Source organism: Micromonospora sonchi (assembly GCF_014646235.1).
Lineage (GTDB): Bacteria > Actinomycetota > Actinomycetes > Mycobacteriales > Micromonosporaceae > Micromonospora > Micromonospora sonchi.
The window spans coordinates 148,048-160,453 of record NZ_BMNB01000010.1; the positions used below are offsets into that span (position 1 = coordinate 148,048).

Below are 12,406 nucleotides of genomic sequence, written 5' to 3' on the forward strand. Positions count from 1 at the left end.
GGTGCTGCCGGCGGGGTGCCACGCTCACCGGTACCGGAGTCTCTGCCACTCTTCGCGGGTCATCGCGTACTCGACCTCACCGTGCTCCGTTCCGGGCAGCGGATCGTCCCAGGACGGGTGGAAGGTGCGGACGTAGCGCAGGCCGACGGACTCCATGACACGGCGGGAGCCGGTGTTCACGGCCATGGTCTGCGCGATGACCCGGCGCTGGCCGACCGTGTCGAAGGCGTGCCGCAGCAGTTCCCGGGAAGCCTCACTGGCCAGGCCCTTGCGCCAGTGCCGGCGGGGGATCCGGTAACCCAGCTCGGCGACGGTCGGGTCGTCCGGTTGGTCGGGGCCGTGCGCCGGCGAAAGCATCATCAGCCCGACGAACTCGCCGTCGTCCTCGGCCGCCGGGGGCGTCGAGCCGTACGCCCCGCCGTCGGTGCCGAACGCCATCCATAAGCCCAGACCGGCGACCTTGCCGGCCAGCGCCATCCGGTTCGCATGCGAGACGATTACCTCGTCCCTGGTGCGGGCCCGGCCATAGAGGTATCGCAGCACCTCCGGGTCGGAGTCCAGTTGGACCTCCAGATCGAGGTGCCGATCGGCGAGCGGGACCAGCAGCAGACGAGCGGTACGCAGGACCGGTTGAGACATCGGGCCACGATCGCACGACCTTCTCCCGCGCGGCGACCTGATTGTCGCCGGAAGCGTGGTGTGGGCGCGTCCCGCATCGGCGTGAGTGGCTCGACCTTCAGCGGCCGGCGCGTTTCCAGGCGCGGTAGAACTCCTTGTAGAGGAAGCGCTGCACCGGCGTACCCGTGGCGGAGACCTGTTTTCCGATCGCTCGTGCTCCGATCCACATGCCGGCGACCTTGGGTACGCCGGGCACCGACTCGGTCACCGAGGCCACCCCGTTGACCAATTCCTGCTCCACCGGCGAGAGCGCGACCTTGCGCAGCCCGAGTCGTTCCAGCAGTTGCCGTTTCGCCCGCCTGCCAGAGCCGGCCACCGAGCAGCGGCAGTTCGAGTTCGAGAAGCTGTACGCGGTGAGTGTCGTTGTCGTCCGCCGCTGTGGCGAGGGACTGGTGGATGCCCCGAATGGCCTTGATGACGTCGAGCACCACTGTTTCGGTCGCGCCCTCGGTGGAGAGGTCGAAGGTCAGCAGGAAGTCGCGTCGGACGGGGTGGGCCTGGTAGGAGAGGCGGGTGGCGTCCGCTCGTGCCTGATACTTCAGCCCACGCGCCAGAGTCGCCGCGACGTAGACCTCCTCGCCAGCAGGTGCCATGGATCGCAGTGGGCCACGTAGCACGATCGAGGCCGCTCGTGCCCAGGTGCCAAAGGGATCGTCCTCCACCCCGTCGGGGGTGGCGATGCGGTCTGCGTGATGTCCCGCCACGCGTACGTTGGCCGCCTGAAAGGCACACCAGCCGTGGATGCGTTTTGACAGCGAGTTGCGTTGATCAGGTAGGACGTCGTCGCAGGCGACCGCCTGCCCGATGAACTGTCCGAGGACCTGGTGGCCCCGCCAGCTTTGCAATTCGTGTAGTGCCGCCTCCTCGGCGGCTCGCACCCGACCCCTCTCGGCCGCATCCAACTGCAACGGATGCAGTAGTCCCGCGTCGGCCAACGCCCGAAGGAGATACGGCTTGCCGCCGAAGTCGGCGACCGAGGGGTGGGCGAGCACCGGATGGGCTATCCACACCCGTTCCATGAAGATCAGGGACTGGATCAGCTCGACGAACGCCTGGCGGGCGAACGGGTCATCGGGCCGAGTGGCACGGTTCTGCGCAACGACGAAATCCTCGGCGCTGATGATCGACGTGACGTCTACGAGGACTTCGGTGTTCCGGTGCGGGAGTCCCCGGCTAGCTCCACGAACCACTTGACGGCCTCCGGGCGACCCATCACGGTGCTGGCGAAAGTCGGCTCTGGCTGGGCGAGTGTTTCCATGGACACGGGCAGGTGCCGGGTTCCATTCACGTCCGCGGACATTAGACCGACGATTTCGCCGAGGCACAACCCCGCGAGACCGTCCCAGACCTTTTGCCGAGGGCGGTAGAAAAGGTCGAAACGCGGTGTGTCGGCCGCGAGATCGGTGAGGTCCAGGGCGGTACGCAGCATGTCCAACGTCTGTGACGTGGTCCGCGTCTTCAGGGTGTAGCCGGCAGCGACCATGGCGGTCTCGTGCGGCGGGGCTTCGGAACGAGCGCTGCGGGTCAGGGAAGCGACACGAGAGGGCTCGTTGGTGTACGCCGCCGGTCTGCCATTGACGGCGATCGTGCCAACGGCCCGGGAGGCGACCACCACGATCGGTGTGCGGTCGGCTCCCAGTTCGGGTGCGACGATGAGTGCGGCGACGGGTTCCCTTCGCTCCAGCAGGCAGACGACGGAGCAGAACTCGGCGCTGCGTGGATCGACGAACTCGGCGGTGCCGTCGATCGGGTCGATCACCCAGATCCGCTCGGGTTCCTCATCCAGACCGGGCCGCCAGGTACCGCTGCCCGACTCCTCCGCCAGCACCCGAGCAGCCGGGTCCACGGCCCGGATCCGGCTGATAATCAGTTCTTCGATCGCGAGGTCGGCCTCGGTGAGCAGCGTGTGGTCGGCTTCTCCCGCACATCCAGCTCGGTCACGCGGGACCGGTAAGCCGTGAGAACCCCCAACAGTTCTGTCGTCAGGTCGGACCACAGCTTGTCAAGATCCATCGACTCGACTCTCCTCGCGACCGGCCCAGCAGCGCCCTTTCGATCGATGGCTCCATCATCCCACCATGGCGGGTCATCCGGCACCGGCCGGCGCCTGGCCGCGCTGGTCGGGGTCTCACTCGACGAGCCTCCTGCCGGCTCAACCCGCCTCCAGCGCACCGCGTGCGACGGTGACGAACGCGTCGCGCTGCTCGGCCCGGGACCGGATCATGGCAAGGTGCTCGGTACGGTGCCGGGCCGCCAGCGAGCGGCTGTCCGTGATCTCTTCCCGCTGGAGTCGGCGCTGCTGGGCGTACTCCTCGTTGACGCTGCGCACGGTGCGCCCGGCGGCCTCGGCGACCGGGTCCGGACCGGCCAGCAGCACCAGGTTGTACGCCTCGTCGAGCGCGCGCAGCGCCGGGTACGGCGCGTCCTCGGCCGGTGCGGTGTCCGCCCCGACCCACCCGGTGTCCAAGGCCCGGTACGCGCGGTCGCAAGCGGCCAGGAAATTCACGTACGTGTCCCGTCGTGCCTGGTGCCGGCGGAGCGTACGCTGCTCGGCGCGCTCCTCGCGGGCGGTGGCGACCTGGCGGCGCACGGTGAGCGCGGTGACCAGTCCGGTGAGCCCGGCGGCAGTCAGTGTGGACAGCGACGTGATCAGCGCAATGGCGACAGTTTCCCGCATGTTGGCTATTTCCTCGGCTGGCGGCCCGCCAGGTAACCCTGCACAACGGCCACGAAGGCGGCCGGATCGTCGACCCACGGGAAGTGTCCGGCTTCCGGGAGCACCCCGAGGTCGGCCACGGCGAGAAGATCGGCCAGCTCGCGGACGGACGTGCACGTCGGCCAGATGTCGTATTCACCAGCGATCAGCAGCGCCGGCACCGGCAGTTCCGCAAGCCGCTTCGGCAGCGCGGGATCCGGGTCGAAGCCGGCGTAGAAGCCGTCGGTCGCCGGCTGGAAGAACTGGGCAGGCTCGGCGGCCGCCTGCGCCTGGGCGGCGGCGTTCCACCGGCCGTACAGCAGCGGCGCCGACAGCCAGCGATACCGCTGCAGTTCCTGGGGTGTGGTGGCCTCGGCGCGCAGAGCGGCGGCCGCATCGGCGTACCAGGGCTCGTGCGCCCGTCGGGCCAGCACCGCGTCAACGTCCAGGTCAGACGGAATGCCGACGACGCGCAGGGACGGTGCGACGAGCACGAGGCGATCGACCCGGTGCGGATACTCGGCCGCGTACAGCAGACAGGTTCCGCCGCTGGCCGAGTGTCCGAGCAGATCCATCCGATCCAGCCTGAGGTGTTCGCGGAACGCCTCGACGTCCTGGACCAGCCGGTCAACCCGGTAAGTGGTGGCATCCTGCGGTGCTTGCGACCCGCCGGTCCCACGATTGTCGAGCAGGAACAGCGTCCGATGATCGCTGAGACCGCCCAACTCGCCAAGATACTCGGCGGCCTGACCGGGACCACCGGGAACGCACACCAGCGGTTGTCCGGAGCCAACCACCCGGTACGCCAGTTCCGTGCCGTCCCAGGAGCGAAAACGCCTCATGGAGTCCGAGTCTGCCACGGACCCCGCCCGGGTATGGGTCTCCACCAGGCCGAGCGCAGCCGCGTCGGTGTCGCGCTCACCGGCTGCCGCAAGGGGCACGTGTCGAGCGAGCGATCATCCAGCCGAGAGGAACGACGCCAGGTCCTGCCCCTGTTCGGCGACGGCGGTGTGCTCGTCGCGGGTGAGAGGGCGCAGCGGGGTGACGGTCACCGTGCCGGCCTTGATGGTCCAGGTCGCGGCGACCCGGCCGTCGACCAGCACGACGCGCGCGCCGGTGACCGACAGGCCGCGGTGGGTGTCGTCGATGATCCGGCTCCGGTCGTGATACCCGAGGATCGCGTTGTCGAAGGCGGGCAGGAACCGCACCGGGGCGGGTGTGTCGGGGTCGGGTCGTGGCGCGTCGGGGAGGTCCAGCAGCTCCCGACCGCGCTCGTCGCGGAAGGCGACGAGCTGTTCGCGTATCGCGGCCACCGCCCCGCGTAGCCCGGTGAGGCCGCACCAGGCGCGCAGGTCGGCCGTGGCGGCGGGGCCGAACGCGGCCAGGTAACGCCGTACCAGCGTTTCACCCACCGGGTCGGAGCCGACGTTGCCCCGGCCCGGCGAGCCGGACCGGGGCAACGAATCCGGGGCCGGCGGGTCGATGTCGCGGCCCAGCCACGCGGCCAGCGGTAGGTAGCGCGCTCCCGCCGTGGTGCGCCACAGCCCGCGCGGGGGTAGTTGGACCGTCGGGATCAGGGCGGCGACCAGCAGCTCGCCCAGGGCCCGTGGTCCCGGGCCCGGCCAGCGGTCGCCGAGCGTCCTCGCGAGCCCGGTCATCGAGCGGGGTTCGCCGTCGGCCAGCACCGCCCGGCCCGCCGCCGCGAGGTCGTCGAGGTCCACCCCGTCGAGTTCGCGGCGGTAGACTCCGAGCACCCGTTGCCGCAGCATGCTGTCGTGCCGGGCCCGCCAGGCGAGGGCGTCCTCGGCGGTGAGCAGATGGATGGTACGGCGCATGAGGATCGCCCGCACCAGCTGCCGCCGGGTCAGCAGGTCCGAGAGCACAGCCGGATCGAACGCGCGCAACCGGGACCAGAGCCCGACGAACGGCTCCTGCGGTTCCTGCGCCTGCATGCCGCAGAGGTGGGCGACGGCGTCGCGTACCGGCAGGTCGGCGCGGTCGAGCAGCAACTGCCGGGCCAACGTCGCGCGGTTGAGTGCCCGGGCGCTCAGCAGCCGGGGGTACGCGTCACTCATGTGTGCTGGTTTCCTTCCGCGGTCGGGGTCCCCGGCCGGTGGGTCACGGCTGGGCGGGGCGCGACGCAACAGTCGCGCTGGAAGCGGTCAGGATGTGTCCTCTTCTTCGGCGAGGATGAGGAACATGCCGAAGACCTCAGCGCGACTGCTGGCGTTGCTGTCCCTGTTGCAGGTGCGCCGGGACTGGCCCGGGGCGCTGCTGGCCGAACGGCTGGACGTCAGCCCGCGTACCGTCCGGCGCGACGTCGAGCGCCTGCGTGAACTCGGCTATCCCATCGTGGCCGCCAAGGGCCCGGACGGCGGGTACCGGCTCGACGCCGGCACCCGCCTGCCTCCGTTGCTCTTCGACGACGAACAGGCCGTCGCCCTCGCCGTCGCCCTGCGCAGCGCCACCACCGCCGGCGCCGGCATCGAGGAGGCCGCGATGCGGGCGTTGCACACCGTACGGCAGGTCATGCCGGCGCGATTGCGCCACCGCATCGACACTCTCCAGGTCACCGCCGTCGAACGGCCGGCGGCGCCGCGTGCCGACAGCGCCGTGCTGTTGGCGCTGAACGCCGCCGTGCAGGCCCGCGAGGTGCTGCGCTTCGACTACGGGTCCGTCTGGGCTACACCTGGGGACGACGACGGTACGCCCATCCACCCGCGCCGGGTGGAGCCCCACCACATCGTGACCTGGGGCGGACGCTGGTACCTCGTCGCCTGGGATCTCGATCGCGGCGACTGGCGCATCTTCCGTGCCGACCGGATCACCCCGCACGGCCCCACCGGTCCTCGATTCGTCCCGCGCGAAGTACCCGGGGGTGCCGTGGCACTCTTCGTCACCAGCAGATTCCGCGGCTTCGACGGCGTCGATGACTGGCCCTGTCGGGGGGAGGTGATCCTCGACCTTCCCGCCGCCAGGGTGTCACCGTTCATTCACGACGGCGTGGTCGAGGAACTCGGCCCGCAGCGCTGCCGGCTGACCCTCGGCTCGTGGTCGTGGCCGGGCCTGGCCGCCGCCATCGGCAGGTTCGACGCCGACATCCACGTCATCGGGCCGCCCGCTCTCCGGGACGCCTTCGCGCAGTTGGCCCGCCGCTACGCCGACGCCGCAGCCGACGCTGGCCGCGAGGACGCCGACGCCGCAGCCGACGCTGGCCGCGAGGGGCGCGGACCGGCGAAGCGGGCTGCGGCGCGGGACGAACGGGCCGTCGGTCACGCCCAGGGGGCGGTCGGATACCAGGGGATGATCTCCCGGCGAGCGAGCAGGCGGACGTCCCAGTAGAGGAACGTGAAGGCGCCTGCGACGAGGAACGCCACCGCGATGGTCGCCGCCAAGCGGCTCGGACGGGCGGCGAACCAGGTCTGCAGCCGGCTGCCGGCGAACCACGCCAGCAGCAGGAACAGCACCGCCATGATGACGATGTTGCCGATCGACTGAAGGCTGAACGCGGCCGCGCCGTACAGCGGGTTGCCGCTCTCCGCGGCGTCGCGGAACATCTGGCGGAACAGCGGGAACGGCCGTCCGATCAGGAAGCCGGCGATGAGCACGCCCATGAAGACCAGCGGAGCGTTGGGGTACCGGCGGGAGATCCGGGCGAACGGGTCCGGCACCACCCTCAGCGCGGCCAGCCCCAGGTAGAGCATGATCAGCCCGATGGCGCCGAAGACCACCATGGACTGGATGCTGCGCGGCGACAACGAGCCGGGAGTGTTCGGGGCGGTGGAGAACTGGGGCATGGACGTGCCGACCAGGCCGACGATCGCGCCGTAGAGGGCGGAGACCGCGATCATGCCGACCGCCATCCAGCCCAGCGGGCGCAGCGGTGCCAGGAAGCGGCCCAGCCGGCTGCCGGACGTACCGGCCAGGGGGGCGAGGGCGCCGAAGGCGGCGACGTTGCAGGCGGTGAAGGTGCCGGCAACTCCCGAGACGAACGCGAAGATCACGCCCGCCACGATCCCGCTGATCGGAGTCTGCTTGGCGTCGTGGCCGAGCAGCGTGTTGGCGACGTTGTCACCGATGGTCTGATCGACGAATTCCGCCGACCAGACGACGGTGAGCAGGAACCCGCCCAGCACGCTGAGCAGAATGATCAGCCCGCGTCGGCGTGGCGCGTGCCCGACGACGAACAGGGAGGTGGAACGGGGCTCGGGCGGTAGCCGAACCTCATCAGCGGCGGATGGATGGCTGGCGCGCCGGTCGATCTGGGTCACGGAAACGCTCCTCGACATCACGGAGGGTGAAATTTGACGATGACGGATCGACCGGGGCTGCGTTTCTCTTTACTTGCTCAATCGGTGCCCAATCCGATGCCGGTTCCCGTCCAATTTCCGGGCGTACTGATCCGGACGCTGATTTGGACGCCGAGTTCGCGGAATCCGAGCGCCCGCGCCACGCGCCGCGACGGTTCCGGCCGGGCCCGCCACTGGGGAAGCAGTTGGTTGTCCAGGCCCTCCGCCACGGCAGCGCTGGCGACGACCCGGGCGAAACCGCGCCCGCGCCGGTCCGGCGCCGTCAGCACACTGAGGTGCGCCACCCGTTCCGGCCAGTGCCGGTAACCCGCCGCCGCCACCACGCGGCTCCCCGCGCGGACGACGAACGCCGGGGAGGTGATCTCGGCCAGCCCGCACTCCGCGGCGTCCTCGACCGGGACGGAGGCCAGGAGGTCGGCGATCTCCGGGTGATCGGCGGGCACCCGTTCCGAAGCGCCCTTCTCGTACGACCGGAAGGCGCGCTCGTCGCAGTAGGCGAGCGTCGCGGGCCCGAGTACCTCCGCGACGGGCAGCACCGCTGCCAGCTGTTCAGGGTCGGTCAGCGCCGCGACGGGGAGATCGTCGAGCGCCTCCCGGACGACTGCCTCCAGGCCCTCCGTGGGCACGGTGCTGATCGCCGCCCTGCCGAGGGTGACGATCCCGGTCCAGCCCGGTGGGCAGATCAGCGATTCCGCCGACACCGCCACGTCGGCGCCCCGGATGGGAAATGTCATCGGTACACCGGCCAACTCGACCCACAAACGTCGTGCCCGCGCCAGCAACAGATCAACAGTCACCGACGGCATCCTGTCGCCCCGCCACCTGGGTGCTCGCCGCCGGTCGCCCGGCCGTCTCGCGGGCCACGGACTTTGGTGGCGGCGCCGCCCCCAGCCGCCCTCCGATGCCGCCGTCTCCGTCCGGTTCGCCGCCCATGCTCGGCGAGCTGCCCCTCAGACGACGGCGCGCGCCCGCGCGATCAGGGGCGCCGCATGGCGATACGGGCAGCGGTGGCCCGGGAGTTGTTAATAGGGGGCCCTTCCTATACACGAGGCGTTAAAAAGGGGCCCTTCCTTTCAGCGGTGAGTTGCATGGGTATGCGGGATGGTGCATACTCTTTCTCGTGTCCAAGGTTCTGACCTCCCTGCCCACCGGTGAACGTGTCGGCATCGCCTTCTCCGGCGGCCTCGACACCTCGGTCGCGGTCGCGTGGATGCGCGACAAGGGCGCCGTGCCCTGTGCGTACACCGCCGACATCGGCCAGTACGACGAGCCCGACATCGCCTCGGTGCCCGGTCGCGCGCTCAACTACGGCGCCGAGCTGGCCCGGCTGGTCGACTGCCGGGCCGCCCTGGTCGAGGAAGGGCTGGCGGCGCTGACCTGCGGCGCCTTTCACATCCGCTCGGGCGGGCGGATGTACTTCAACACCACCCCGCTCGGGCGGGCGGTCACCGGGACGCTGCTGGTGCGGGCGATGATCGAGGACGACGTCCAGATCTGGGGCGACGGCTCGACCTTCAAGGGCAACGACATCGAGCGGTTCTACCGTTACGGGCTGCTGGCCAACCCGCAGCTGCGGATCTACAAGCCGTGGCTGGACACCAGCTTCGTCACCGAGCTGGGTGGGCGCAAGGAAATGTCGGAGTGGCTGCTGGAGCGGGGCCTGCCGTACCGGGACAGCACCGAGAAGGCGTACTCCACCGACGCCAACATCTGGGGCGCCACGCACGAGGCGAAGACCCTGGAGCACCTGGACACCGGCGTCGAGACGGTCAACCCGATCATGGGCGTCCGGTTCTGGGACCTGTCGGTGGAGATCCCCACCGAGGACGTCACCATCGGCTTCGACCAGGGCCGCCCGGTGACGATCAACGGCAAGGAGTTCGCCAGCGCGGTCGACCTGGTGCTGGAAGCCAACGCGATCGGCGGCCGGCACGGCCTGGGCATGTCCGACCAGATCGAGAACCGGATCATCGAGGCCAAGAGCCGGGGCATCTACGAGGCGCCCGGCATGGCGCTGCTGCACGCCGCGTACGAGCGGCTGGTCAACGCCATCCACAACGAGGACACCCTGGCCAACTACCACAACGAGGGCCGCCGCCTGGGTCGGCTGATGTACGAGGGACGCTGGCTGGACCCGCAGGCGCTGATGCTGCGCGAGTCGTTGCAGCGCTGGGTCGGCACGGCGGTCACCGGCGAGGTGACGCTGCGGCTGCGCCGGGGCGAGGACTACTCGATCCTGGACACCACCGGTCCGTCGTTCAGCTACCACCCGGACAAGCTGTCGATGGAGCGTACCGAGGACTCGGCGTTCGGCCCGTCCGACCGGATCGGCCAGCTCACCATGCGCAACCTGGACATCGCCGACTCGCGGGCGAAGCTGGAGCAGTACGCGAGCCTCGGCATGGTCGGCGGCGGCACCCCGCAGCGGGTGGTCGGTGCCGCGCAGGCGGCCTCGACCGGGCTGATCGGCGCGATGCCGCAGGGTGGCGCCGAGGCGATCGCCTCCCGGGGCGTGGCCCCGGCGGAGGACGAAGCCCTGGACCGCGCCGCCATGGAGTTCGGCGTCGACTGACCGGGCGCGGTCCACCGGGAACCGGCCAATACACTGACCGGCATGAGTGGAACCTCCGGCTCGGGTGGGTCCGCGCGCGTCGGTTCCTGGCTCGGGATCGCCGCCGCCGTCGGCGTCGCGGTGCTCGCCTGGGCGGGCTACTGGTGGCTGGCCGTGCCCCGCTACGACCTGTGCGCGGCGGTGCTGCCCGCCCCCGCGGGCTGCCGGACCGCCGACCGGGTGCCCACCGCGGCCCTCTGGACGGCGATCGTCGCGGCGCTGCTCCTGGCCACGGCCGCCCTCGCCGTCGTCCGCCCGCGCGGTCGCTGGTGGCCCTTCGCGGTGGGGATGGCCACGCTGGCCGTCACGGCGCTGTGGGGCTTCCGGACGGTGCTCTACGCGTTCTGACCGCCAGGACGCTGCGGGTCAGCCGTCGTGCGGATCGACGGTGATGACGACCTTGCCGGCCGGGTGCCCGTCGGTGAAGTGGCGCAGCGCGTCCACCGCCTCCGCGAGCGGATAGCTGCGGTCGACCGGTGGGGTCAGCGCACTGGACCCGATGAGGTCACCCAGATCGTCGAGATCCTCGGTGCGCTCCACGGCGCTGACGGCGCGCAGCCGTTGGCCGACGACTGTCGACAGCAGTGGCGCCCCGAACATCTGCCGGCCGTAGCCGCCGAGCAGTCGACCCCGGGTCCAGTCGCCGCCGACCAGCGCCAGCGTCCCACGCGGGGTGAGCGCGCGCCGCAGCAGCGACAGTGGACGGTCACCTCCGGTGTCGATGACCACGTCGTGGACCGGGCCGTCCCGGTCGATCTCCTCACGGGTGTAGTCGAGGACGTCGTCGGCGCCGAGGGAGCGGACGAAATCGGTCTTCTCCGGGGCGCAGACGCCGGTCACGGTCGCCCCGTACGCCTTGGCGATCTGCACGGCCTGGGAACCGACGCCGCCGGACGCGCCGATGACCAGGACCCGGTGGCCCGGGCGCACCTGGCCGCTGTCGCGGACCGCGCGCAGCGCCGTCATCCCGGAGACGGGCGCGGCGGCGGCCTGCGCGAAGGACAGGTTGGCCGGCTTGCGGGCCAACCGCTTCTCGTGGGTGGCGGTGAATTCGGCGTACGAGCCGCGCAGGGAGGTGCCGTACACCTCGTCGCCGGGCCGGAAGCGGGTCACCCGGGAACCGACCTCGACCACCACGCCGGCCAGGTCCCGGCCGCGTACCGGCACCCGGGGGCGGCGCAGCCCGGCCGCGAGCCGCACCAGGTAGGGGCGGCCGACGATGAAGATCAACACTCCGGGGTCGACCGCGGCGGCGCGCACCGCGACGAGCACCTCCTCGTCGCCGATGCTCGGCCGTTCGACGTCACGCAGCCTGAGGGCGTCCGTTGCGCCGTAGGCGTCCTGCACGATGGCCTTCACGATTCCTCCTCGGGATACTGGAACACCTCGTCGAGCCGTACGCCGAACACGCGGGCGATCCGGAAGGCCATCTCCAGCGAGGGGGAGTAGCGGCCCTGCTCGATGGCGATGACGGTCTGCCGGGTCACGCCGATCCGGTCGGCCAGGTCGGCCTGGGTCATCTCGTCGCGGGCGAAGCGCAGCGTCCGGATGTTGTTGGTTACGCGGGTCGGTTTCACCACTGCGGCACACCTCGGCGGTAGACGACCACCTTCGCGAGCGAGCCGACCACCGCGGACAGCACGAAGCAGAGGTAGATCACGTTGGCGATCCAGAACCAGTGCCACTGCGCCAGGGCCATGAGCATCGCCGACACCGCGCCGATCACCACGAACGCCTGCCCGACGTGGTCGCCGAGGCGGCCGATCTCCCGGTCGCGGTCGTCGCTGACCCGCGAGGCGCGCGGATTCAGCAAGGCCATCCCGATCTCGGCCAGGATGCTCGCGGCGATGGCGCCACCGATCGTCCAGAGCAGGGCGGCGGCGTAGGGTGTCGCGGCCAGCGACCCGCCGTCGACCCGGCTCAGGACGACGGCCGCGTAGCAGGCGTAGGCGACCGCGCTGACCACCAGCATGATCCAGGCACGCTTTTCCTCATGCGTCATGACCGGCTCCCGATGTAAAAAATCCTTGACATGTCGAGAGTAAGGCATCCTTGACATCGTGTCTAGAAACTTTTACATCCATTCGAGTCGGAGACCTCTGCGGACGGCTG

Annotated in this window: 14 protein-coding genes; 3 read left to right on the top strand and 11 right to left on the bottom strand. The window is 70.5% G+C overall.

Annotated features, from left to right (window positions below; all coding sequences use genetic code 11):
* Positions 1 to 24: 24 nt before the first annotated feature.
* The 6 genes from IEY61_RS13155 to IEY61_RS13180 form a co-directional block, all read right to left on the bottom strand.
* Complete coding sequence (locus tag IEY61_RS13155) at positions 25 to 639, bottom strand: GNAT family N-acetyltransferase (RefSeq protein WP_189043960.1); 615 nt, start codon at positions 637 to 639, stop codon at positions 25 to 27.
* A gap of 97 nt (positions 640 to 736) precedes the next feature.
* Positions 737 to 994: a hypothetical protein gene (locus tag IEY61_RS31185; RefSeq protein WP_229705870.1), complete on the bottom strand. Its 258-nt coding sequence runs from the start codon at positions 992 to 994 to the stop codon at positions 737 to 739.
* 819 nt (positions 995 to 1,813) lie between these two features.
* Entirely contained in the window at positions 1,814 to 2,674 is an 861-nt protein-coding gene (locus IEY61_RS13165) for an inositol monophosphatase family protein (protein ID WP_189043962.1), read from the bottom strand.
* A 156-nt stretch (positions 2,675 to 2,830) separates the two neighbouring features.
* Positions 2,831 to 3,355, bottom strand: a complete 525-nt coding sequence (locus tag IEY61_RS13170) for a hypothetical protein (RefSeq protein ID WP_189043964.1) — start codon at positions 3,353 to 3,355, stop codon at positions 2,831 to 2,833.
* A gap of 5 nt (positions 3,356 to 3,360) precedes the next feature.
* Positions 3,361 to 4,215, bottom strand: a complete 855-nt coding sequence (locus tag IEY61_RS13175) for an alpha/beta fold hydrolase (RefSeq protein WP_189043966.1) — start codon at positions 4,213 to 4,215, stop codon at positions 3,361 to 3,363.
* Positions 4,216 to 4,329: 114 nt separating this feature from the next.
* Entirely contained in the window at positions 4,330 to 5,448 is a 1,119-nt protein-coding gene (locus tag IEY61_RS13180; protein WP_189043968.1) for a winged helix DNA-binding domain-containing protein, read from the bottom strand.
* Between the two features lie 124 nt (positions 5,449 to 5,572).
* Between IEY61_RS13180 and IEY61_RS13185 the strand changes: the two genes are divergently transcribed.
* Entirely contained in the window at positions 5,573 to 6,715 is a 1,143-nt protein-coding gene (locus tag IEY61_RS13185) for a helix-turn-helix transcriptional regulator (RefSeq protein ID WP_189043971.1), read from the top strand.
* On the opposite strand, the gene IEY61_RS13190 is transcribed toward IEY61_RS13185, so the two are convergent.
* Complete coding sequence (locus tag IEY61_RS13190) at positions 6,646 to 7,644, bottom strand: hypothetical protein (RefSeq protein ID WP_189043973.1); 999 nt, start codon at positions 7,642 to 7,644, stop codon at positions 6,646 to 6,648. The two genes, IEY61_RS13185 and IEY61_RS13190, sit on opposite strands and share 70 nt — an antisense overlap.
* A 77-nt stretch (positions 7,645 to 7,721) precedes the next feature.
* Entirely contained in the window at positions 7,722 to 8,417 is a 696-nt protein-coding gene (locus IEY61_RS13195; RefSeq protein WP_229705871.1) for a GNAT family N-acetyltransferase, read from the bottom strand.
* A 386-nt stretch (positions 8,418 to 8,803) separates the two neighbouring features.
* On the opposite strand from IEY61_RS13195, the gene argG reads away from it, so the two are divergent.
* Both argG and IEY61_RS13205 read left to right on the top strand, forming a co-directional pair.
* Positions 8,804 to 10,255 (top strand): argininosuccinate synthase, encoded by a 1,452-nt coding sequence (gene argG / locus IEY61_RS13200; protein ID WP_189043977.1) that lies wholly within the window; start codon positions 8,804 to 8,806, stop codon positions 10,253 to 10,255.
* Positions 10,256 to 10,297: 42 nt separating this feature from the next.
* A complete protein-coding gene (locus tag IEY61_RS13205) occupies positions 10,298 to 10,642 on the top strand; it encodes a hypothetical protein (RefSeq protein WP_189043979.1) in 345 nt (114 codons plus the stop codon).
* Positions 10,643 to 10,660: 18 nt separating this feature from the next.
* On the opposite strand, the gene IEY61_RS13210 is transcribed toward IEY61_RS13205, so the two are convergent.
* The 3 genes from IEY61_RS13210 to IEY61_RS13220 are packed head-to-tail and all read right to left on the bottom strand — an operon-like array spanning position 10,661 to position 12,296.
* Positions 10,661 to 11,653 (bottom strand): NAD(P)-dependent alcohol dehydrogenase, encoded by a 993-nt coding sequence (locus IEY61_RS13210; RefSeq protein ID WP_189043982.1) that lies wholly within the window; start codon positions 11,651 to 11,653, stop codon positions 10,661 to 10,663.
* Complete coding sequence (locus IEY61_RS13215; RefSeq protein ID WP_189043984.1) at positions 11,650 to 11,874, bottom strand: helix-turn-helix transcriptional regulator; 225 nt, start codon at positions 11,872 to 11,874, stop codon at positions 11,650 to 11,652. Before IEY61_RS13215 ends, IEY61_RS13210 begins: the two co-directional genes overlap by 4 nt.
* Positions 11,868 to 12,296 (bottom strand): hypothetical protein, encoded by a 429-nt coding sequence (locus tag IEY61_RS13220; RefSeq protein WP_189043986.1) that lies wholly within the window; start codon positions 12,294 to 12,296, stop codon positions 11,868 to 11,870. The genes IEY61_RS13215 and IEY61_RS13220 overlap by 7 nt, the downstream gene beginning before the upstream one ends.
* Between the last annotated feature and the right edge of the window lie 110 nt (positions 12,297 to 12,406).